Here is a 21,496-nt window from a genome sequence, read left to right as displayed (position 1 = left end):
GGCCAGCGTCTTGCCCAATCCGCACGACTTTCACACGCCGCAATCCTCCTACACCGGGCTCGACCTGCTCAAGGCCAGCGACGGCGGCTTTTTCGGCCCGGGCAACGCGCAATTGCCCGCACCGCCGATGCTGCTGATGGATCGCATCCCCGAGATCAGCCTCGACCGCGGCGACTTCGGCAAAGGCCATATCGTGTCCGAGCTGGATGTAACGGCCAAGCTCTGGTTCTTCGAATGCCACTTCCCCGACGACCCCGTGATGCCGGGTTGCCTCAGCCTGGACGCGCTGTGGCAGATGGTCGGCTACTGGCTTGCCTGGTCGGGCTCACCCGGGACGATCCGGGCCCTCGGCGTCGGTGCGGTCAAGTTCAGGGGGCAGATCACACCTGATGTCAAATGCGTGCGCTACGAGGTTGCGATGCGCCAGGTGAAGCGCGGCAGGCTGGCCCTGGGCGTCGCGGACGGACGCGTGCTTGCCGACGAGGCCTGCGTCTATGTTGCCAGGGACCTGCGCGTCGGTCTGACGACATCCGCGACCTGACAGGGCGGGCGGAAGCGCCTTGCGCGCTTGACATTACCCCGGGACGGACGACATCTGAGGCAGTTTCGTTGCCCCCGTGCACCTGACCGCGCGTCTACAGAGGTTCTGCCGCCTTGCCAAATCCGCATGATTTTCACACGCCGCAGCCGTCCTACACCAGGGACGAGCTGCTGAGATCGAGCGAAGGCGGCTATTTCGGCCCGGGCAATGCACAATTGCCGGCACCGCCGATGCTGATGATGGATCGCATCACCGAGATCAGCCTGGACGGCGGTGAGTTCGGCAAGGGCCACATCGTCGGCGAGCTCGACATCGTGCCGGACCAGTGGTTCTTCGGCTGCCATTATCACGGCGACGCAATAATGCCGGGAAGCCTCGGCCTGGATGCGATGTGGCAGATGATCGGCTACTGGCTTGGCTGGTCGGGGTCACCGGGCAAGGGCCGCGCCATCGGCGTCGGTGAGGTCGAGGTGACGGGTGCCGTCACGCCGGACACGCGATCGGTGCGCTACGAGGTCGCCATGCGCATGGTCCGGCGCGGCAAGCTGGTGCTCGGGATTGCAGATGGGCGTGTGATCGCCGACGGCACCTGCGTGTTCGTGGCGAAGGATATGCGAGTTGGCCTGACCAAGGGCGCGGATTGAACCTAAAGCATGATCCGGAAAAGTGCGCAGCGGTTTTGATCACGCTCAAACAACAACCTAAAGCGCGATGACGATTCATCCCAATCTCATCGCGCTTTAGGCCTTTCGCTTCACGCGCCTTCGTAACGCGGGCTTTTGGTCGGCGTTTTCGCAGGCTTGCTGGATTTGCTTGCAACCTTCTTCGCCGCAGCTTTCTTCACCGTAGCTTTGTTCACTGTAGCTTTCTTGGGCCGCTTCTTCACTTTGGCGCGCTGGGCGGCGGCGAGGGCCGCCCTCGCCCATTGCGCAAACTCCTCGGAATCGTCGAACAGGCGTGCCGGCAGCTCCCAGTAGGAGTTCACCAGCACTGTCTTGGCGCGGGTCGAGTACTGGAATGGCTTTGAGCCTTCCGCCTCGAAGTCCGGGATCGTCACTTCGTCGGCGCGGAAGAACAGGCCGGCACGGAGAGACAGTGCGAAATTGATGCCGTCGGCGGAGATGCCGTGACCGGAGAACATCTTCCGGATGGTCACAGGGCCGAAACCGGAAAACAGGTCGATCAGGAATTCGCGGTCCATGGCCCGTATGGCTCCTCATGGTCGTCCTGGCGAAAGCCAGGACCCATTACCACAGCGAGGAGTTTAGCGAAGACTGTCGGTACTGGCACCGCACCCACCGAGAGATCACGCGGTATGGGTCCTGGCTTTCGCCAGGACGACGGCGGTGGGCTTTGCGAAAGTCGGCCCTACCCGTCGATCTTGGCCGGGCGCAGCTCGACCGACTCGCCGCAGCCGCAGGCGGAGATCTGGTTGGGGTTGTTGAAGACGAACTGGGCCTGCATCTTGTCGGCCTTGTAGTCCATCTCGGTGCCGAGCAGGAACAGCACGGCCTTGGGATCGACCAGGATCTTGACGCCCTTGTCCTCGACGACCTCGTCGGTCGGGCGAATGTCATGGGCGTATTCGACCGTGTAGGACTGGCCGGCGCAGCCGCCGTTCTTCACGCCGACGCGCAAGCCCACGATCTCGGAGTCCGCACGCTGGGTCAGCTCCGTGATGCGCTGGGCGGCGGCATCGGTCAGCCGCATCACCTGCGGGCGGGGCCGCCGGGGCTTCGGCGTGGATGCTGGTGTCGAGCCGGACGAAATCTGTGTCATGTCAGTGATGTGGTCCGTTGCGGAGCAAATTCAATGTCAGAGTTACGCGTCACCACATGTTGAGCACGAGGCGGGCCTCGTCGCTCATGCGTTCTGGCGTCCAGGCCGGCTCCCAAACGACCTTGACGTCGACCACGCCGACGCCGGGGACGCTGGCAACGGCGTTCTCGACCATGGTCGGCAGCTCGCCGGCGGCCGGGCAGTTCGGCGTCGTCAGCGTCATCTTCACGTCCACTGAACGATCGTCCTTGATCTCGACCTTGTAGATCAGGCCGAGTTCGTAGATGTCCGCCGGGATTTCCGGATCGAACACAGTCTTGAGGCCCGCAATGATCTCGGTGGTGAGACGCTCGGTCTCCTCCGGCGGCAACGCCGAGAGGGTCTCCATTGGACTAGCTTTGATTTCGGCCGTGTCACTCATGCGAACAAATCCCGCGCCTTGAGCAGCGCCTGTGCCAGATGATCGACTTCTTCCCGCGTATTATACATGCCGAACGAGGCCCGGCAGGTGGCCGTGACGTTGAACCGCTCTAAAAGCGGCATCACGCAATGGGTGCCGGCGCGGACCGCGATGCCCTGGCGGTCGATCACGGTGGCGACATCGTGGGCATGTGCGCCCTTGAGCTCGAACGAGATCACCGGCCCCTTGCCGCGGGCCGTTCCGATCAGCCGCAGCGAGTTGATCTCGCGCAAGCGCTCCTGGGCGTAGGCCGTGAGATCGGCCTCGTGCGCGGCGATGCGCTCCTTGCCAATCGAATTGACGTAGTCGATGGCGGCGCCAAGGCCGACGGCCTCGACGATCGCGGGCGTGCCGGCCTCGAACTTGTGCGGGGGATCGCCATAGGTGACGAACTCACGGGAAACCTCGCGGATCATCTCGCCGCCACCATTGTAAGGGCGCATCGCGACGAGGTGGTCGTACTTGGCCCAGAGCACGCCGATGCCAGTTGGGCCGTACACCTTGTGGCCGGTAAAGACGTAGAAGTCGCAGCCGATGTCCTGAACGTCGACCGGCAGATGCACCGCGCCCTGGCTGCCGTCGACCAGCACGGGAATGCCGCGGGCATGGGCGATCTTCACGACATCCTTGACCGGCACGATGGTGCCGAGCGCATTCGACATCTGCGTGATCGCGACCAGCTTGGTCTTCGACGTCAGCAGCTTCTCGAACTCGTCGATGAGGAAATTACCTTCGTCGTCGACCGGCGCCCACTTGATCACCGCACCCTGACGTTCCCTTAGGAAATGCCAAGGAACGATGTTGGAGTGGTGCTCCATGATCGAGATGACGATCTCGTCGCCCTCTTTGATGTTCGGCCCGCCCCAGGACGACGCGACCAGATTGATCGCCTCGGTCGCATTGCGGGTGAAGATCACTTCGTCGGTGCGGGGTGCATTAATGAACTGCGCGACCTTGGTGCGGCCGCCCTCATAGGCTTCCGTCGCCGCGTTGGCGAGGTAGTGCAGCCCGCGATGCACGTTGGCGTATTCGCTAGTGTAGGCCTGCGTCATCCGGTCGAGCACGGCGCTCGGCTTCTGCGCGGACGCCGCGTTGTCGAGATAGACCAGCGGCTTGCCGTAGACCTGCATGGCGAGCGCCGGAAAATCCTGGCGCACGCGGGCGACGTCATATGCGCCGTTCTTGACTGCGGGATGCGTGCTCATGACCGGCGCTCCAGCCAGCGCTCGGCAATGCCGATCACATGCTCGCGAAGATCATCAGCGGCGATCTGCTCGATCGCCTCGCCGACGAAGGCCTGGATCAGCAGCGCCTGGGCCTGCTTCTCGGGCAGGCCACGGGCCTTCAGATAGAACAGCAGACTGTCGTCCAGCGCGCCCGCGGTGGCGCCGTGGCCGCAGGAGACGTCGTCGGCAAAGATCTCAAGCTCGGGCTTGTTGTCAGCTTCGGCTTCGTCCGAGAGCAGCAACGCGCGCGTCATCATCTTGCCGTCGGTCTTCTGCGCGTCGGGACGGACGATGATGCGGCCCTGGAACACCGAATGGGCGCGATCGTCGATCACCGCACGGAACACTTCGCGGCTGACGCAATTCGGCACGGCGTGGTCCACCACCAGCGTGGTGTCGCCGTGCTCGGTCTTCTGCAGCAGATTGACGCCGTTGGCCGAGAGCTCGCTGTTCTCGCCCGCCAGCGTGATGAAACCCTGCAGGCGACTGACAGCCGCGCCAGTCGTCATGTTGAAGAAGTTGAATTTTACATTCGCACCGATGGTGACGAAGTGCGACGACACGTTCATCGCATCAGGCGCGTCGTCCATCAGGCGGATATGCGCGACGTTGGAATCGTCGCCGACCGTGACGATCACGGCGTCGTTGACCTGGTAGGCCTTGCTACCTGCCGCAACGAAGCTCTCGACGATGGTTGCACGAGCGCCCTTCCCGATCGCGACCTGCGAGCGGGTAAAGGCCGTCGCCGAGGCCGCGGTCGCGATGTGGAGGATCTGGATCGGTGCGGACAGCTGCGCACCGTCGGCAATCGACAGCACGACGCCATCGGTCGCCATCGCCGCATTCAGCGCGATCATGGCATCGGTGGCTGCGGTCTTCAGCAGACCAGCATCCTGCTCCAGCACTTCGCGGAGTGTCTTGAAGCCCGCCTCGGCGCTCAGCGCCTTGACGTCGGAGAGATCGGCCGCGAACACGCCGTCAACCAGCACCAGCTTGCGGGCGCCGGCGATCGCGTGCGCCTTCACGGCATCCGCAGCGCGCTTCAGCGCAGCTGCATCAGGTGCGGCTGCCAGCGGCAGCACCTCGCCAACCAGCGCGCGCAGGTCGGTGTATTTCCATTCCTCGATCCGGCGGTGCGGCAGACCGAGACGCTCATAGGTCTCGAACGCCTCGCGGCGCGCCGCGATCACGGACGGCGAACCCGGCAGGCGGCCTCTAGCGCTGACGAAGAGATCGCTCACCGCGCGGCCGTTCCCGGTCTTTGCCACAGCAACGTTCATCGCAAAATTCCTTACGCAGCGTCCTCGAACTGGGCGTAGCCGGACGCTTCCAGCTCCAGCGCCAGTTCCTTGCCGCCGCTCTTCACGACACGGCCCTTCGACATCACGTGCACGATGTCGGGCACGATGTAGTTCAGCAGCCGTTGATAGTGGGTGATGACGACCATCGCGCGCTTGGGCGAATGCAGCGCATTGACGCCATCAGCCGCAATGCGCAGCGCGTCGATGTCGAGGCCCGAATCCATCTCGTCGAGAATGCACAGGCTCGGCTCGAACAGTGCCATCTGCAGAACCTCGTTGCGCTTCTTCTCGCCGCCGGAGAAGCCGACATTGACGCCGCGCTTGAGCATGTCCTGCGGGATGTTCAGCGACTTCGAGACTTCGCGGACTTTCTTGAGAAAATCCGGCGTGGAATATTCGCTCTCGCCGCGCGCCTTGCGCTGCGCATTCAGCGCCGTGCGCAGGAAGGTCATGGTGGCGACGCCCGGGATCTCGACCGGATACTGGAACGCCAGGAACACACCCTTGGCGGCGCGGATATCCGGCGACATCTCCAGCAGGTCCTCGCCCCTGAACAGGATCTGGCCGTCGGTGACCTCATAGCCGGGCTTGCCGGCGATGACATGCGAGAGCGTCGACTTGCCGGAGCCGTTCGGCCCCATGATCGCGTGGATCTCGCCCTCGTTCACGGTCAGCGTCAGCCCATGGAGGATCTCACGCTCCTCGACACGAACCTTGAGGTTTTTCACTTCAAGCAAAGCCATCTTGGTATCCAGTTTATTCAGATGATGTTGGGGCGCGAGGTGCGCACCGCGAGGGTCGGCAATTAACCGACCGACCCTTCAAGCGAGATCGAGATCAGCTTCTGCGCTTCCACCGCGAATTCCATCGGCAATTGCTGCAGCACGTCCTTGACGAAGCCGTTGACGACGAGGCCGACCGCCTCTTCCTGCGAAAGACCGCGCTGGATGCAGTAGAACAGCACGTCCTCGGAGATCTTCGAGGTCGTCGCCTCGTGCTCGAACGTCGCCGAGGAGTTCTTGGCCTCGATGTACGGCACGGTATGCGCGCCGCATTTGTCGCCGATCAGCAGCGAATCGCAGGCGGTGAAGTTGCGCGCGCCGGTCGCCTTGCGGTGCGCGGTGACGAGGCCGCGATAAGTGTTCTGCGACTTGCCGGCGGCGATGCCCTTGGAGATGATGCGGCTCGACGTGTTCTTGCCGAGATGAATCATCTTGGTGCCCGAATCGACCTGCTGGAAGCCGTTCGAGATCGCGATCGAGTAGAACTCGCCGCGCGAATTGTCACCGCGCAGGATGCAGCTCGGATATTTCCAGGTGATCGCCGAACCGGTCTCGACCTGGGTCCAGGAGATCTTGGAGTTGTTGCCGCGGCAGTCGCCACGCTTGGTGACGAAATTGTAGATGCCGCCCTTGCCTTCCGAGTTGCCGGGATACCAGTTCTGCACCGTCGAATATTTGATCTCGGCATCGTCATGCGCGACGAGTTCGACCACGGCGGCATGCAACTGGTTCTCGTCGCGCTGCGGCGCGGTGCAGCCTTCGAGATAGGAAACGTAGGAGCCCTTGTCGGCGATGATCAGCGTGCGCTCGAACTGGCCGGTGTTGCGCTCGTTGATGCGGAAATAGGTCGACAGCTCCATCGGGCAGCGCACGCCGGGCGGCACGTAGACGAACGAGCCGTCGGAAAACACCGCCGAGTTCAGCGTCGCGTAGTAATTGTCCGAGGTCGGCACCACCGAGCCCAGATACTTCTGCACCAATTCAGGGTGCTCGCGGATCGCCTCCGAGATCGGCATGAAGATCACGCCGGCCTTCTTGAGCTCCGCCTTGAACGTGGTCGCGACCGAAACCGAATCGAAGACAGCATCGACCGCGATCTTGCGGCGCGCCGGATCTTCCTCGCCGGGCTTCGGCTCGACGCCTTCGAGCATGGCGACCTCCCGCAAGGGGATGCCGAGCTTCTCGTAGGTCTTCAGGATCTCCGGATCGATCTCGTCGAGCGAGGTGACCGTCTTCTTCGGCTTCGGCGCCGCGTAGTAATAGAGGTCCTGGAAATCGATCCTGGGATAGTCGACGCGGGCCCAGGTCGGCTCGGTCATGGTCAGCCAGCGCCTGTAAGCCTCAAGCCGCCACTGGAGCATCCAGGCGGGCTCGTTCTTCTTCTCGGAGATGAACCTGACGGTGTCTTCGGACAGCCCCTTCGGGGCCTTGTCGGACTCGATCTGGGTCTCAAACCCATAACGATACTGGTCGACGTCGATGCGCTTGACGCGCTCGACCGTCTCTTGGACGGCTGGCATTCTATCCTCCGCTCGCGGTTTCAAGGACCGCGGTGGATCAAACTCGAACGAATATTACGATGTTTTTTGGCAGAAAGCACGGGCTTAGAACCGTTCAAGCCGTGTTTCGTCGCTTAGGCTCTAAGTAGGGTATTACCGAGCTTTCGCCAAGCCTCTAACGCCCTGTTGATGTCCTCCGCTTCCGTGGACCAGCCCAGACTGAGGCGCACCGCTCCCTGGGCTACGGTGGCACCGTACCCCATCGCCGAGAGCACGTGGGACGGCTGGACCTTACCTGAGGAACAGGCCGAACCGGAAGATACGGCCACTCCTTCGAGGTCGAAGCCGATGACGATAGTCTCGGCCTTCAGACCGGTCGCGGTGAATAGAACGGTATTTGGTAACCGCTCAACATCGTCTGCGAAGATCGTCGCCTGGGCAATCGATCGAATTCCATTTTCCAAGCTATTTCTGAGGCTTGCCATTCGTTCCGCATCCTCCGGCAGAGCCTGAAGGGCAGCTGTCACGGCAGCTCCAAAGCCGGCGATCCCTGGGACATTCTCGGTTCCTGCCCGCCGGCCGAGCTCCTGCCCGCCGCCGCGCAGCACCGGCTCCAATCCGGCAAGCCCCTCGGCTGTGACCAGCGCGCCGACGCCTTTGGGGCCGCCGATCTTGTGCGCAGAAAAGGTCGCAAGGTCCGCGCCTACCGCGTTAATATTGAACGCAATTTTCCCTAGCGCCTGGATCGCATCGACGTGCAGTAGGCCACCCGCCTCGTGAACGATCCGCGCTGCCTCGACGACCGGGTGCATGGCACCCGTTTCATTGTTGGCCGCCATGATGGAAACGAGCGCCGGCGGGCCACCGGCAAGTAGCTCTCGCAGATGGTCGAGATCGACCAGGCCGGAGCGGGTGACCCGAATCTGGCTGATGCTCTCTGCCGGAAACCGGCCGCCAGCGAGTACGGACGCGTGCTCGACCGCGGACACCAGGAGCCGCCGCACAGGCTCGCCCGATCGGCCGCGCAGGCCCGGCGACAGCGCCAGCGCGTTGGCCTCGGTTCCAGCCGACGTGAAGACCACGTTCCGCGGCAACCCGCCCACGGCCGTCGCCAGCGAGGCACGGGCATCCTCGACCAACCGCCGCGCCTCCCGCCCCTCGGCATGGACCGAGGACGGATTGCCGATCAGCTCGTAAGCGGCCAGCATCGCCGCACGCGCCTCGGGGCGCAGGGGGGTTGTGGCATTCCAGTCGAGATAAACGCGGCTTGGCATCGAGTAATATATTACCTACCTCTGCAGCCTGTTCAGACCGCCTCCAGCCCGAGATGGGCCACGTCCGCGTGCTTGGCAACCGTGATTCCGGACCCGGGCTTTGCAATGACGCCTCGACGAGCAGCTAACATCTTGAGTGCATTGCCAGATGTCGAAGATGCTTGCTTTTTGCCCCGCAGCCTATGTTAGAACGCGCACCGTCAAGTCACCGCGCGCCGTCTGCGCATCACCGCGAGGCGCACGCCTTCTCATCCTTCCATTCGTGCTTTCGTCGGTGTCGCCGTCGATGAAGGCCACAATCGGTTGATTGCTGAAGACCGTCTTCCAGAGATCAATCAAGAGATCATCCATGCCTGAAGTTATTTTCACTGGCCCCGCCGGCCGTCTCGAAGGCCGCTATCACCCGGCCAAGCAGAAGAACGCGCCGATCGCGATGATCCTGCATCCGCATCCTCAGTTTCACGGCACGATGAATCATCAGATCGTGTATCAGTGCTACTACGCCTTTGCGCATCGCGGCTTCTCGGTGCTGCGCTTCAACTTCCGCGGTGTCGGCCGCAGCCAGGGCTCGTTCGACCACGGCACCGGCGAATTGTCGGATGCGGCGGCAGCGCTCGACTGGGCGCAGACCATCAATCCCGAAGCGCGCGCCTGCTGGGTCGCCGGCTTCTCCTTCGGCGCCTGGATCGGCATGCAGCTCCTGATGCGCCGCCCCGAGGTCGAAGGGTTCATCTCGATCGCGCCGCCGGCCAACCTCTACGACTTCTCGTTCCTCGCGCCCTGCCCGTCCTCGGGACTTATTGTCCACGGTGAAAAGGATGCGGTGGTGCCGCCGAAGGACGTCAACACGCTGGTCGAGAAGCTGAAGACGCAGAAGGGCATCGTGATCGACCAGCAGGTCATCCCCGGCGCCAACCATTTCTTCGACGCCAAGCTCGAGCCGCTGATGGAAACCATCACGGCCTATCTCGACATGCGCCTGGCGAACGTGCGCTGAGGACGCGCGCTCAAGCCAGCTTGAGCGCGACGATCCCCATCAAGACGAGCGCGATGCCCGCAAGCTTCATCGCGCTCAAGGTCTCGCCGAACAGCACGACGCCCATCACGAAGGTGCCGGCAGCGCCGATGCCGGTCCACACCGAGTAGGCGACGCCGACTTCGAGCACCTTCAAGGCACGCCCGAGCAGAAAGACAAACGCCGCGAGCAGCAGCAGCGAGACGATGCTCCAACCCACGCGCGTGTAGCCTTCCGCATATTTCATCGAGATCGCCCAACCGACATCGAGCGCGCCGGCGACAACCAGCATCAGCCAGGCCACAGATTGCGACACCGGGATGCGCTCAGGCCGCGAGCTTGAGCAGATGCGCGTCGTGGCGAACCAGGAAGGCGCGCAGCAATTGCGTATAGTCCTCGCCGACGGCGGTACGCACGCTTGGACGTTTTGCAAGCTCCGCTCGCCACGCTCGCACCTTCGGCACATCGCGGAAGATGCCGTGCTCGGTCAATTCGTCGAACAAATCGAAATACCGGAAGACCGGCGCGAACACGGCGTCGACCAGGCTGAACGCCTCGCCTGCGAAGAACGGGCCCGCACCGAGCGCAGCTTCCACGCGCGCGAATTTCGCCGCTAGCGCCTGCCGCTTGCTCTCGAACGTGGCGGGATCCGTTGTGGTCTCGAGTCCCCAGAGATCGCCAAGAATCGCCGAGCCGAACTCCATCCAGGCCCGGTGCTCGGCGCGCTTGAGCGGATCGGCGGGATGCAGCTTGGCGCCGCCTTGCGTCTCCTCGATGTACTCGCAGATCACATTGCTCTCGAACAGCGCGACCTCGCCCTCGTCGGTCGTCACGACCAGCACCGGCACCTTGCCGAGCGGAGAGAGCTTCAGGAACCAGTCGGGCTTGTTGGCGAGATCGATATCGATCCGCTCGAACGGCACGCCCTTCTCTTTCAGAGCGATCACGGCGCGCTGCACGTAGGGACAGAGCTTGTGGCTGATGAGCTTGAGCGAAGTGGTCATGGCGACGATCCCGGCGGTTGGTTGCAAACTGCCGCCAAGATAGATGCATTTGCATGAACTAGTCAAGATCCATGCAATTGCATTAACTACCCATACGATCAGGGCCGCGCGATCACCCCGCCGGTCATCGGCATCGGTACGCCCGTGGTGGCCGGATAGGATAGCGGCAGGCCCTTCAGGCCGCGGGCGGCGAGGAAGCCGAACGCCTGGGCCTCGATGGCATCAGAGGCCCAGCCGAGCGCTTCGGCGGCTTCGACAGTGGCCGCTCCCACCCGCTCCCGCAGCATGCGCAGCATGGTGAGGTTGCGGGCACCGCCGCCGCAGACGATCCAGCTGCGCGGCCGCCTCGGCAGCAAGGGAACGATGCGGGCGATTGCGGCCGTGGTGAAGGCAGTCAGCGTCGCAGCGCCATCGGCTGGCAGCACGTCGCCGAGCTTCAAGGCGGCAAAGTCGTTCCGATCGAGCGATTTCGGCGGTGGGCTTGCGAAGAACGGCAGCTCCAGCGCTCTTGCGATCCAGGCTTCATCCACCTTGCCGAGGGCAGCGAACTTTCCTTCCGTATCGAACGCCTGGTTCATGGTGCGGTACATGAAATCGTCGAGCAGCGCGTTGCCGGGCCCGGTGTCGCAGGCGATCAGCGTGTCGTTGCCATCGATATAGGTGATGTTGGAGACGCCGCCGATATTGACCACGACGATCGGCCCTTCGCGCGCCAGCAAATTGGCGAGCGCCCGGTGGTAAACCGGCACGAACGGCGCGCCCTGCCCGCCGGCCTCGACGTCGGCGGCACGGAAGTCGTGCATGACAGGAATATGGATCGCCTTGGCCAGCGCGGGCGCATCGCCGATCTGCACCGTCAGCCGCCGTTCAGGCCGGTGCAATACGGTCTGGCCATGGAACCCGACGATGTCGATTTCCTCCGGCTTCATCCGGTTCTGGGCGACGAAGGCGGCGACCGCCTCGGCATGCGCCAGCGTGACCGCGCGCTCGGCCTCGGCCAGGATCCCCGGCCGGGCATCGCGCTGTGACAAATGCACGGCCTCGGACAGCGCCTGGCGCAGCAGATTGCGCTCGGCCGGGCTGTAGGGCCGGTAGCCTGATGGTCCGAATGCCTTGACCTGTTTTCCGTCGGTTTCGATCAGCGCGACATCCACCCCGTCCAGCGAGGTGCCGCTCATCAAACCGAGTGCCGTCAACATCATGGGATCAGCGTCCTCAAACACCCCCTCCGGCATGCCGATCTTGTGCCAGAGGGACACATCTTATAATGCCACAGCGCCAAATGGCGGGCAGCAATCGAGTTCCCAGGTAAGACCCTTAAATTGCTCCCAAAACAGTAAACCAAGAATTGTCAGGCATGCCGACAGATGACTGCATTTAAATCGGATTTCCTCAACACGCTTCAGGAACGTGGATTCATCCACCAGTGCTCCGATTTCGAGGGGCTGGACGCGCTCGCCGCCAAGGGCGAGGCGACCGCCTATGTCGGCTACGATTGCACCGCCCGCTCGCTGCACATCGGCAACTACCTGACCATGATGATGCTGCACTGGCTGCAGCAGTCCGGCAACAAGCCGATCACGCTGATGGGCGGCGGCACCACCATGGTCGGCGATCCCTCCGGCAAGGACGAGACGCGCGCGATCCGCACCATTGCCGAGATCGAGGCCAACAAGGAATCGATCCGCGGCGTGTTCGCCAAGGTGCTGACTTACGGCGATGGCAAGAGCGATGCCATCATGCTCGACAATGCCGAGTGGCTCACCAAGCTGAACTGGATCGAGATGCTGCGCGATGTCGGCCGCCACTTCTCGGTCAACCGCATGCTGACCATGGACTCCGTGCGTCTGCGCCTCGAGCGCGAGCACGAGATGAGCTTCATCGAGTTCAACTACATGGTCTGCCAGGCCTACGACTTCGTCGAACTCGCCAAGCGTACCGGCTGCCATTTGCAGATGGGCGGATCGGACCAGTGGGGCAACATCATCATGGGCGTCGATCTCGGCCGCCGCATGGGCACCCACCAATTGTTCGCGCTGACGACACCGCTGCTGACAACCGCCTCCGGCGCCAAGATGGGCAAGACCGCGCAAGGCGCGGTGTGGCTCAACGCCGACCAGTTCAGCCCCTACGATTTCTGGCAATACTGGCGCAACACCGAGGACGCCGACGTCGGCAAATTCCTGAAGCTGTTCACGACGCTGCCGATGAGCGAAATCAGGAAGCTCGAAGCGCTCGGCGGCTCCGAGATCAACGAAGCCAAGAAGGTGCTCGCGACGGAAGCGACCGCGCTGCTGCACGGCCGCGACGCCGCGAACGGAGCAGCCGAGACGGCGCGCCGCACCTTCGAGGAAGGCGCACTCGCCGAAAGCCTGCCGACGGTGGAAACTCCGCGTGGCGAGTTGGAGGCAGGTCTCGGCGTGCTGAACGCTTTCGTCAAGGCTGGTCTCGTCGCCTCCAACGGTGAAGCGCGCCGCCAGATCAAGGGCGGCGGCCTGCGCGTCAACGACGAGTCCGTCACCGACGAGAAGATGGTTCTATCGGCGGCCAATCTGACGCCGGAAGGCGTGATCAAGCTGTCCTTCGGCAAGAAGAAGCACGTCCTGCTCAAGCCTGCATAGGCGTATGAGCTTTTGATGCTTGTCAGGGCGCGCCGAAGCGCGCTCCCTGACGGGCAATGGATCAGAAAACAATCAGGGAAGCGAGCAAGGAAGGCGTGGCGGCTACGCCACAAGGCGCCGTGCGCATCGCGCTCACGGTGCTCGCGCTCTGCTTCACGCTGGCCGTTCTCGGCCGCGGGCTCGGCGACAGCTTTACGGTCTTCCTTAAGCCGATTTCGGAAAGCTTTGGCTGGGACCGCGCGCAGATCGTCTCGGTGTATTCGCTCACCTGGCTCGCGAGCGGCCTCACCGCCCCCTTTGTCGGCCGCCTTTTCGATCATTCCGGACCCCGCATCGTCTATGCGTTTGGCATGCTGCTGCTCGGCGCGGCGTTCCTGATCGCGGCCCACGCGCAGCATCTGTGGCAGTTCCAGCTCTCGATCGGCCTCTGCGTCGGCATCGGCGTTGCCTTCATCGGCATCGTGCCGAACTCGATCCTGCTCGGCCGCTGGTTCGGGCCGCGCCTGCCGACGGCAATGTCGGTGGTGTATTCGGCGATGGGCGGCGGCGTGCTGGCGCTGCTGCCGGCCTCGCAGCTCCTGATCGACCACATCGGCTGGCGCGACACCTACCAGCTGTTCGGCTTTGCCGTATTGGGCCTGCTGATGCCGCTGGCGCTGCTGCCGTGGCGATTGTTCGCTGGGGGCTCACCTTATGTCGTGAAAAAGACCGACCCTGATTTCGTCGACAATGGCTGGACGCTTCTGCGCGCGATGCGTCACCACGCCTTCTGGGCGCTGTTCTCGACTTTCTTCTTCACCGCCGTCGGCATGTATTCGATTGCCGCGCAGATCGTGGCCTATCTGATCGATGCCGGATTCCCGCCGCTGCAGGCCGCGACCGCCTGGGGCTTCTCCGGCGTCGTGCTGGTGTTCGGCATGCTGGGTGTATCCGCGCTCGACGGCCTGATCGGGCGCCGGCCGTCGGTACTCTTGAGCTACGCGATCTCGATCATCGGCATCGTCCTGCTCTGGTTATTGCAGTACTCGCCGAACATCCCTCTGCTGACCGGCTTTGTCGTCTGCTTCGGCAGCATGATGGGCTCGCGCGGTCCGCTGATCAGCGCGACCGCGATGCGGATCTTTCAGGGCAAGCGGGTCGGCACCATCTACGGCACGATCTCGATCGGCAGCGGGCTGGGCTCGGCCTTCGGCTCCTGGAGCGGCGGCCTGATCCACGACGCCACCCACGGCTACAACGCGCTGCTGGCCTTCGCACTTGCGAGCGTTGTCCTCGGGATGATTCCATTTCTGGTTGTTCCGGCCTTGCGGCGCTAGGTCTCCCGGAGGTAACCTGACTTCGCTGGTGTTACCGGGAAACTACGGACAGACGCACCGAGTTTACGCTCAAAAATTGCGAATTGTGTGCGGCTGAAACCACAGCCTGCGGTGTTTTGTCCGACATGACAAAAATGTCAGCGCGAATTGACCTGGCGCAGCTTGCAGGACGAAACCGAATGCGATCCTAGTCGCAGCATTGGATGGAGGGCACAAACCAATGAACTTTCCCTATCTCACCCGCTTTCAACCGGTTCTCTTGAGCCTGTTTCGCTTCGTCACCGGACTGCTGTTGTTCCAGTACGGTGTCGCCAAGCTGTTCAAGTTCCCGGTGCTCCCCTACTTCGCTGACATCCCACCGCTGATCTATGTGGCCGGCGCGCTTGAGCTCGTGCTTGGCGCAACGTTGATGCTCGGCCTGTTTACCCGCCTCACAGCGTTCATCCTCTCCGGTGAAATGGCGTTCGCCTACTTCATGGGCCACATGATGAAGACCGGTACGCCCGTGGTCCTGCCGTTGCTCAACGGCGGCACCGCGGCGATCCTGTTCTGCTTTGCCTGTCTCTACATTTCCGCGGCGGGCGGCGGTGCGATCAGCGTCGATGCGCTGATCGGCAAGGAAAGCGACGCGCCGGGCGGCGCCTTCGCGCGGCGCTGACGCGCGCGCAACCGAAAAGCAAGGCCGGCACTGGCGTTTCGCCGGTGCCGGTTTCAGCGCGGGCCAAGCACGTTCCAGATCAGGACGAGGGCCGCGACAAGCAGCACGGACATGATGATGCGATGAACGAATCGGTTCATTGCCCGTCCAGCCAAGCTCGATCACCACTGAACTCAGAGATCGTATTTCTCCCGCAGAAATACGGGGGCCCGCCGTCGCATGGCGTTTTGCCTGCACGCTTTCGCATAGAGCTGCGAAGCCGCCCGCGCGCGACAGGCGCCGACGGGCCTATCTTCATGAATGGTAAGAACTTAGTGCTAGCGATGGGAATAATAACAAACATGTCATAGGGGCTGTGATGAATCTGTTGAGTCACCTGAAGATCCGCACCAAGCTTGCCAGCATGGTCTGCCTTGCGGCTCTCACAGTCACGGCCATCATCGCGGTATCGGCGGTCCTCAGCAAGAGCCGCATGATGGAGGACCGGGTCCAGCAGATGAAGACTGCGGTCGATCTGCTCCACGGCCTCGCCCAGACCTTCCAGGATGACGTTGCCGCCGGCAAGTTGACGGCTGATGATGCCAAGCTCCAGTTTCGCCAGCGGGCTCGCAACATGAAGTTCGGCGGCGGCCAGGGCTATCCCGTGATCTACAACCCCGACACGTCGATCCTGGTGAATGGCGCCAATCCGCAGCTCGAAGGCAAGATCACGGGCGCCAAGGACTCGAATGGCGTCTTGATCGCCGATGCCCAGCTGAACGCTGCAAAGCAGGCGCCGCAGGGTGGCGTCACCTCCTATCTCTATCCGCGCCCAGGGCAGACCGAGCCTGTTCGCAAGACGGTGTTCGTCCGTGAGTTCACGCCGTGGAACGCGACGATCAGTTACGGCCTCTATGTCGACGACATCGACGCCGACGTCCGCGCACTGACGCTGGAGCTTGGTGCGATCGGCATCGGCTTGATGCTGCTGATGGCGACGCTGTCCTGGTTGATCGCCCGCGACGTGCTCGGCGCACTCGACCGCCAGAAGACCCGCATGCAGGACATCGCCGAGGGCGCCATCGACAAGCCGGTCGAGGAGACCGGTCGCGGCGACGAGATCGGGCGCATGGCCGAGACGCTTGAAGTGTTGCGGCAGACCGCCATGACAGCGCGCACGCTGGAGACCGAGCAGGCCGCCAACAAGGCCCGCAGCGAGCAGGAGAAGCGCGATGCTCTGATCTCGCTTGCCGACCGCTTCGATGCGTCCGTCGGTCAGCTCGTCGGCATGATGGCTTCGGGCTCCGGCGAGCTGGAGGCCACCGCCAAGTCGATGTCCTCGACCGCGGAGGGCACCAACCAGCGCGCCGCCGTGGTCGGGTCGGCTGCAACCGAGGCCAGCCAGCGCGTTCAGACCGTCGCGGCCGCCGCCGAAGAGCTCTCCTCCTCCATCACCGAGATCAGCCGCCAGGTCGCGCAATCGGCCGACGTCACCGGCCGCGCGGTCGAGAGCGCACGCCGCACCGACACCATCGTTCGCGCCCTGTCCGACGGCGCTCAGCAGATCGAGCATGTCGCCGAGCTGATCTCCAACATCGCCGCCCAGACCAACCTGCTCGCGCTCAATGCCACCATCGAGGCCGCGCGCGCCGGTGAGGCCGGTCGCGGCTTTGCGGTTGTCGCCTCCGAGGTGAAGTCGCTGGCCAGTCAGACCGCGGAGGCCACCCGCGAGATCGGCGACAAGATCGCCCAGATCCAGGGCGCGACGAAAGAAGCAGTCGACGCCATCGGTGGGATCACCGCCACCATCGAGGAGGTCAGCCGGATCGCCACCTCGATCGGAGCCGCCATCGAGGAACAAGGCGCGGCCACCGCCGAGATCGCGCGCAGCGTCTCGCAGACCGCCGAGGCCACCAAGGAGGTCACCACCAATATCGGTGGCGTCAGCACGGCGGCCAACGAAACCGGCAACGCCGCCGGCATGGTGCTCGCGGCGGCCTCGAACCTCTCGAAGCAGGCCGAGCAGCTCTCGGGCGAAGTCGGGACGTTCCTGGCCGGCGTGCGCGCGGCATAAGCGGCTCTAACGTCGCGCGCTGCAACCGCTCGACAGCGGTCTCGCCGATCCCGTCGGGCTGTCGCCAGACTGCGACGACGGCAACTGATCATCGAACGGCGTGTTCTGCTTGCCCGTGTTGAACTCCATGATCTTGCGGGTCACGCCGGGAAACATCGCCGAGATCGGATTGACGCGCATCACAGGCGCGGCCGGCGTACCGATGACCTCGTAGGTCACGCCGATCAGTCCCTCTTTGTCGCCAGCACCCAAGAACAACCCGAGCACCGGAATCTGTCCGAACATGTTGTTCAACCCGTACATCGGCACGAAGGTACCGCTCATGCACACCTGGTTGCCGGGATAGTCGATCGAGCCCTCGATGGTGGCGCCGATCATTGGGCCCTTGACCACGCCATCGCGGACCGTGAGCGCGCCGTTCTGACGGATGAACTCGGCGCGGAGCGCGCTGAAGGAGACACCATTCCCGGTCCCGTTCGGCGCGCCGGCCGCCACGCGCTCGAGCTGTGCCTCGCCCTTCACCGTGAAGTCGCGCACGTTGATGAGGCCTTCCCGCGGCACCGAAGCATCGGCCGCGGGCGGCTCCATCGCCACCACTATCTGGCCGCCCACCGCCTTGGTGTAGGTGTCGGTGAACTTCAGCAGCGCCCCCGCGTCATTGGTCTGGAGATAGATCACTTCGCGGCTGCCCTGCGCGCGCCCGCCGCGCAGATCTGCCGCGACCGGCGTGTTCTGGCCGATCCTGCCACTCAGCGAGAACGCCTTGATGGTACCGCTGCGCTTCGACATCTTGGCATCAACGCTGCGCATCGCCTCGCCGTTGAAGCCTGCGACCGTGCCGAGCTTCACGTCGATGTCGAAATCGACGTTCTTCAGCTTGCTCTTGCTGTCGTCCTTGGAATTGCCTGAGATCGCCGACTTCAGGAACCCGCGGCCATCGAACACGTCACCACGCATCGTGCCGCGCACGACGCCGTCCTGGCCGCGCTCGACCTTCAGCGACGTCTTGTCGCCGTCTGACGGCGAGTAGACCGGGAAGTTCGCGTTCATCAGGTCGCCGTTCGGGTCGACTTCCAGCGAGCCCTTGATCGAGGCACCGCCGCCTTCGATGACGATGTCCTCGAGCCGCGTCGATTGCGCCGTCGGCACCACCTTGAATGTTGCCTTGCCGGCCTTGCCCGGCAGCTTGACCCAGCCGGGAAGGATGTTGTCGAGCTTGACCGAGGTCAGGTCGGCCTCGATGCCGAGCTTGGTGGTCTGGTCAGGGCCGCCTGCAATCTTGCCCGACACCTTGACGGGCACCGAGCCGCTGACGGCCGGGCTGAGGTCGAAGCCCAGGCGAGCGCGGCTGGCGTCATCCAGCGTCGTCTGCAGCTTGACGTCGGCATCGCCGTCGGTCGCCTTGCGATAGTCCAGCGAGGCCGCCTGCCCGTTGATCTTGACGTCGCCCTTGACTTGATAGCCCTGGTTGTTGGCGACGACCTTGAGATTGTTGGCCTCGAGCTTCTGGTTCATCACCAGCTTTTCGGCGCTGAAACCGTTGAGGTCGGCGGTGACGGCGTAGACGGTGTCCGCCTTGGTCAGCTCGCCCTTGACCGGCAGGCCGAGCTGGATGTTCGCCGTGAACGTGCCCTTGCTGGTGTTTGGATCGACAACGGTCGACGACAGATCGCTCAAGCGATCATTGGACAGCATTTCGGCTGCCGCGGGCACCGGACCATCGACGCGGAAGCGCGTCCGCGACGGCGACGGCTTTGGCGCCATGTCAGGCACCTCGAAGGTAAAGTCGGAGATCGTGATCTTGCGGCCCGCGGGCGTGTCGGCAATGCCTTGGGCGATATTCACCGTGGCCGTGCGTCCGGTCACGTGCGCCTTGAGGTCGGCATCGTGCACGACAGGCATGCCGTCGACGGGACGAACCGCGACGCCGCTCGCCACGATGTTGACCGACAGCCCATCATCGGGAATCGGCGGCCCCTTGCGCGGAAGGTTACGCGTCGGCGAGTTGATGCCGACCTCGATGCGCTGGAGCGTGCCGCGCTCGATCCGCTCGATCACCCATTGGCGCAGTTCCGGCACCACGAGCGTCGGCCACATCCGCTTCAGCGCAGAGGCCGTCATCGGCGTTCCTGCAAAGCCGAGCGTCAGGCGCGGCTCGCCGGAATAGTCGATTGCACCGGTGCCGGCGACACCTATCTCGCCGTTGCTGATATCGGCCTGCGTCAGCAGCATGCGCTTGTGGTCGGTGTCGAAGCGGAAGCCGATCGCGATCCGGTTGAAGACGAGCGGCGGCTCGTTGTCGATGCCGCCGAGCAGGATCGAGCCGCCGCTGAAGCCGAGCTGCCAGTCGTTCACGGTGCCGTTGGGCGGCTCAAGATGGGCGAGCAGCGTCAAACGATTTGCGCCCGAGAGGATCTTGAATGGCGCGACCAGCACCCGCCGATTGGCATCCCATTCGATGTTGATCTCGGCCTGGTCGATCGCCATCGGATAATCGGGCGTGTCGGTGTCGATGATGTTACCCGCGCCGATCGTGACCTTGCCGCGGAAGAACGTCGGCACGCCGTCGCGGCCGAGTTCGCCCTTCAGCTCGCCTGTCAGCGGAAGATCGGCCGTATAGGTCAGGTCCTTGACGCGCAGCGCCAGCAGGATGTTGGAGGTCGAGACCTTGTCGGCGCGGATATCGACCGAGCGCACCCCATTCTCGCTTGGTCCGATCGTGGCGCGCAGCGACCACGGGTGCGCGCCCTCCTCGCCGAGGCTGAGCGTCACGCCACCATGGCTCGGCCGGCGCAGGCTGAGCGTGATGTTCTCAAACGCCCATTTGCTGCCGCGCTGCTGATCGTCGACGATCAGATTGCCGTTCTTCAAACCGATCTCGTTGAGGTTCTGGCCGTCGAGACCGGTCATGCTCAGACTGTCGAGCCAGTCGAGGCCCTGAAGAATTCCGCTCTGCGCGGCGGCTTGAGGCGCAGCCTGAGACGCGTCCGGCGTTGCGGGGGCCATCCCGAACGGCGGCGGCGGGACACCGTTGCGCGGGAATGTCGGCGGCAGGCCCGCTTCCTTCTTGGACGCGACGCCGGTGGCGAGCGGTTTCGCCGTGTCGCCGGCGGAGACCGTGACGGTGCCGTCGGGTGCAATCCGGATCGCGAGCTCGGCATCGACCAGGTTGAGGCTTTCGGCGCGCAAGCGACCGGTGAGAAGCGCGGCGCCCGACAGCCTTACCTCGGCCTTGGGCGCACTGGCGACGATGGCATGGTCATGGTCGCGAACGATGATGTCACGGATACGCACGGCGATCCTGATCCGGCCGGTACGCTCGATCTGGGTGCCGCCGACCTCCACGGTATTGCCGTGACCGATATTGTCCTCGATGGCGGCGGCAAGCCACGGCGTTGCCATGTCGAGATTGATGGGACCGGCGCCAAGTCGCCACCACAATGCGCCAAAGCAGCCGACGAAGATGACGATCAGGCTGACGAGGACGATGGACATCCGCCGCAACCAGCGGCCGCTCGGCAGCACCCGCCGGAACGCGGAGAAACTGTCACCGACGCGAAAGTGCGAGCCGGAACGCGACAGCAGGCGGCGAGCGCGATGCCCCGCCTCTTCTTCCTGGTCCTGATCCCAGTCGGCCTCGTCCCATTCCGGCTGCTCGTGATGGCCGCCGTGCCGATTGTGATCCTGGGGCGACGTATTCCTTGCCATTGCCTCTCGATACAGGCGCCCGTCGTAGGATTGGGCGCCGCCGGGACCGCCGCCATCGACGGGAATCGACGCTCCCCGCCCCGGCATTGCCGCCATACCTCTGATGTTCCTGCTGTTCGTCATTTCGCCCCGGGAGCGCGTTCAACGAGCAGTGGGGTGGTGCGTGGAATTCCTTGTAACCATACTCCGTCGCCGCCAAAATTGCCCAGCCGAGGGCGCGAATCCGGCACACCGGACGAGAGCTGCAATACCGCTTTGG

The 21,496-nt window shown here is 63.8% G+C and carries 20 protein-coding genes; 7 read left to right on the top strand and 13 right to left on the bottom strand.

What is annotated here, in order from left to right:
- Positions 1–10: 10 nt before the first annotated feature.
- Complete coding sequence (gene fabA / locus M2427_RS14285; protein ID WP_280706989.1) at positions 11–541, top strand: bifunctional 3-hydroxydecanoyl-ACP dehydratase/trans-2-decenoyl-ACP isomerase; 531 nt, start codon at positions 11–13, stop codon at positions 539–541.
- Between the two features lie 113 nt (positions 542–654).
- Entirely contained in the window at positions 655–1,185 is a 531-nt protein-coding gene (gene fabA, locus M2427_RS14280; protein WP_280706988.1) for a bifunctional 3-hydroxydecanoyl-ACP dehydratase/trans-2-decenoyl-ACP isomerase, read from the top strand.
- Between the two features lie 110 nt (positions 1,186–1,295).
- Here the strand turns inward: fabA (M2427_RS14280) and M2427_RS14275 are convergent, their stop codons facing one another.
- The 9 genes from M2427_RS14275 to M2427_RS14235 form a co-directional block, all read right to left on the bottom strand.
- Complete coding sequence (locus M2427_RS14275; protein WP_280706987.1) at positions 1,296–1,742, bottom strand: TfoX/Sxy family protein; 447 nt, start codon at positions 1,740–1,742, stop codon at positions 1,296–1,298.
- 167 nt (positions 1,743–1,909) lie between these two features.
- Positions 1,910–2,320, bottom strand: a complete 411-nt coding sequence (locus M2427_RS14270) for an iron-sulfur cluster assembly accessory protein (protein WP_246924906.1) — start codon at positions 2,318–2,320, stop codon at positions 1,910–1,912.
- Positions 2,321–2,369: 49 nt separating this feature from the next.
- Positions 2,370–2,741 carry an SUF system Fe-S cluster assembly protein gene (locus M2427_RS14265; RefSeq protein ID WP_280706986.1) on the bottom strand — a complete coding sequence of 124 codons (372 nt, stop codon included), beginning with the start codon at positions 2,739–2,741 and terminating at the stop codon, positions 2,370–2,372.
- A complete protein-coding gene (locus M2427_RS14260; protein ID WP_280706985.1) occupies positions 2,738–3,985 on the bottom strand; it encodes a cysteine desulfurase in 1,248 nt (415 codons plus the stop codon). Before M2427_RS14260 ends, M2427_RS14265 begins: the two co-directional genes overlap by 4 nt.
- Positions 3,982–5,286 (bottom strand): Fe-S cluster assembly protein SufD, encoded by a 1,305-nt coding sequence (sufD, locus tag M2427_RS14255; protein WP_280706984.1) that lies wholly within the window; start codon positions 5,284–5,286, stop codon positions 3,982–3,984. Before sufD ends, M2427_RS14260 begins: the two co-directional genes overlap by 4 nt.
- 11 nt (positions 5,287–5,297) lie before the next feature.
- Positions 5,298–6,050, bottom strand: a complete 753-nt coding sequence (gene sufC, locus M2427_RS14250) for a Fe-S cluster assembly ATPase SufC (RefSeq protein WP_280706983.1) — start codon at positions 6,048–6,050, stop codon at positions 5,298–5,300.
- Between the two features lie 62 nt (positions 6,051–6,112).
- Entirely contained in the window at positions 6,113–7,609 is a 1,497-nt protein-coding gene (sufB, locus tag M2427_RS14245; RefSeq protein ID WP_280706982.1) for a Fe-S cluster assembly protein SufB, read from the bottom strand.
- A gap of 113 nt (positions 7,610–7,722) precedes the next feature.
- Positions 7,723–8,862 (bottom strand): cysteine desulfurase family protein, encoded by a 1,140-nt coding sequence (locus M2427_RS14240; protein ID WP_280706981.1) that lies wholly within the window; start codon positions 8,860–8,862, stop codon positions 7,723–7,725.
- Positions 8,863–9,042: 180 nt separating this feature from the next.
- Positions 9,043–9,213 carry a hypothetical protein gene (locus tag M2427_RS14235; RefSeq protein ID WP_280706980.1) on the bottom strand — a complete coding sequence of 57 codons (171 nt, stop codon included), beginning with the start codon at positions 9,211–9,213 and terminating at the stop codon, positions 9,043–9,045.
- On the opposite strand from M2427_RS14235, the gene M2427_RS14230 reads away from it, so the two are divergent.
- Positions 9,212–9,859 carry an alpha/beta hydrolase gene (locus M2427_RS14230; RefSeq protein WP_014495555.1) on the top strand — a complete coding sequence of 216 codons (648 nt, stop codon included), beginning with the start codon at positions 9,212–9,214 and terminating at the stop codon, positions 9,857–9,859. The two genes, M2427_RS14235 and M2427_RS14230, sit on opposite strands and share 2 nt — an antisense overlap.
- Positions 9,860–9,869: 10 nt before the next feature.
- On the opposite strand, the gene M2427_RS14225 is transcribed toward M2427_RS14230, so the two are convergent.
- The 3 genes from M2427_RS14225 to M2427_RS14215 form a co-directional block, all read right to left on the bottom strand.
- A complete protein-coding gene (locus tag M2427_RS14225; RefSeq protein ID WP_280706979.1) occupies positions 9,870–10,193 on the bottom strand; it encodes a multidrug efflux SMR transporter in 324 nt (107 codons plus the stop codon).
- A gap of 10 nt (positions 10,194–10,203) precedes the next feature.
- Positions 10,204–10,881, bottom strand: coding sequence for a glutathione S-transferase family protein (locus M2427_RS14220; protein WP_280706977.1), 678 nt, complete (start codon positions 10,879–10,881; stop codon positions 10,204–10,206).
- Positions 10,882–10,979: 98 nt separating this feature from the next.
- On the bottom strand, positions 10,980–12,083 hold the full coding sequence (locus M2427_RS14215) for an anhydro-N-acetylmuramic acid kinase (protein WP_280706975.1): 1,104 nt from the start codon (positions 12,081–12,083) through the stop codon (positions 10,980–10,982).
- 165 nt (positions 12,084–12,248) lie between these two features.
- Here M2427_RS14215 and tyrS point away from each other — a divergent pair, with 165 nt between their 5' ends.
- From tyrS to M2427_RS14195, 4 genes are all read left to right on the top strand, one after another.
- On the top strand, positions 12,249–13,502 hold the full coding sequence (gene tyrS, locus M2427_RS14210) for a tyrosine--tRNA ligase (protein ID WP_280706974.1): 1,254 nt from the start codon (positions 12,249–12,251) through the stop codon (positions 13,500–13,502).
- A 56-nt stretch (positions 13,503–13,558) separates the two neighbouring features.
- Complete coding sequence (locus M2427_RS14205) at positions 13,559–14,818, top strand: MFS transporter (RefSeq protein ID WP_280706973.1); 1,260 nt, start codon at positions 13,559–13,561, stop codon at positions 14,816–14,818.
- A gap of 220 nt (positions 14,819–15,038) precedes the next feature.
- A complete protein-coding gene (locus M2427_RS14200; protein ID WP_280706972.1) occupies positions 15,039–15,476 on the top strand; it encodes a DoxX family protein in 438 nt (145 codons plus the stop codon).
- 358 nt (positions 15,477–15,834) lie between these two features.
- A complete protein-coding gene (locus tag M2427_RS14195) occupies positions 15,835–17,529 on the top strand; it encodes a methyl-accepting chemotaxis protein (RefSeq protein WP_280706971.1) in 1,695 nt (564 codons plus the stop codon).
- Positions 17,530–17,535: 6 nt separating this feature from the next.
- Here M2427_RS14195 and M2427_RS14190 read toward each other — a convergent pair whose 3' ends face one another.
- Positions 17,536–21,324 carry a DUF3971 domain-containing protein gene (locus tag M2427_RS14190; RefSeq protein WP_280707166.1) on the bottom strand — a complete coding sequence of 1,263 codons (3,789 nt, stop codon included), beginning with the start codon at positions 21,322–21,324 and terminating at the stop codon, positions 17,536–17,538.
- Positions 21,325–21,496: the final 172 nt, after the last annotated feature.

It is taken from the genome of Bradyrhizobium sp. BR13661 (assembly GCF_029892425.1).
GTDB lineage: Bacteria > Pseudomonadota > Alphaproteobacteria > Rhizobiales > Xanthobacteraceae > Bradyrhizobium.
Note: the sequence above shows the minus strand (reverse complement) of the source record. Positions and strands in the feature narration are given on the sequence as shown.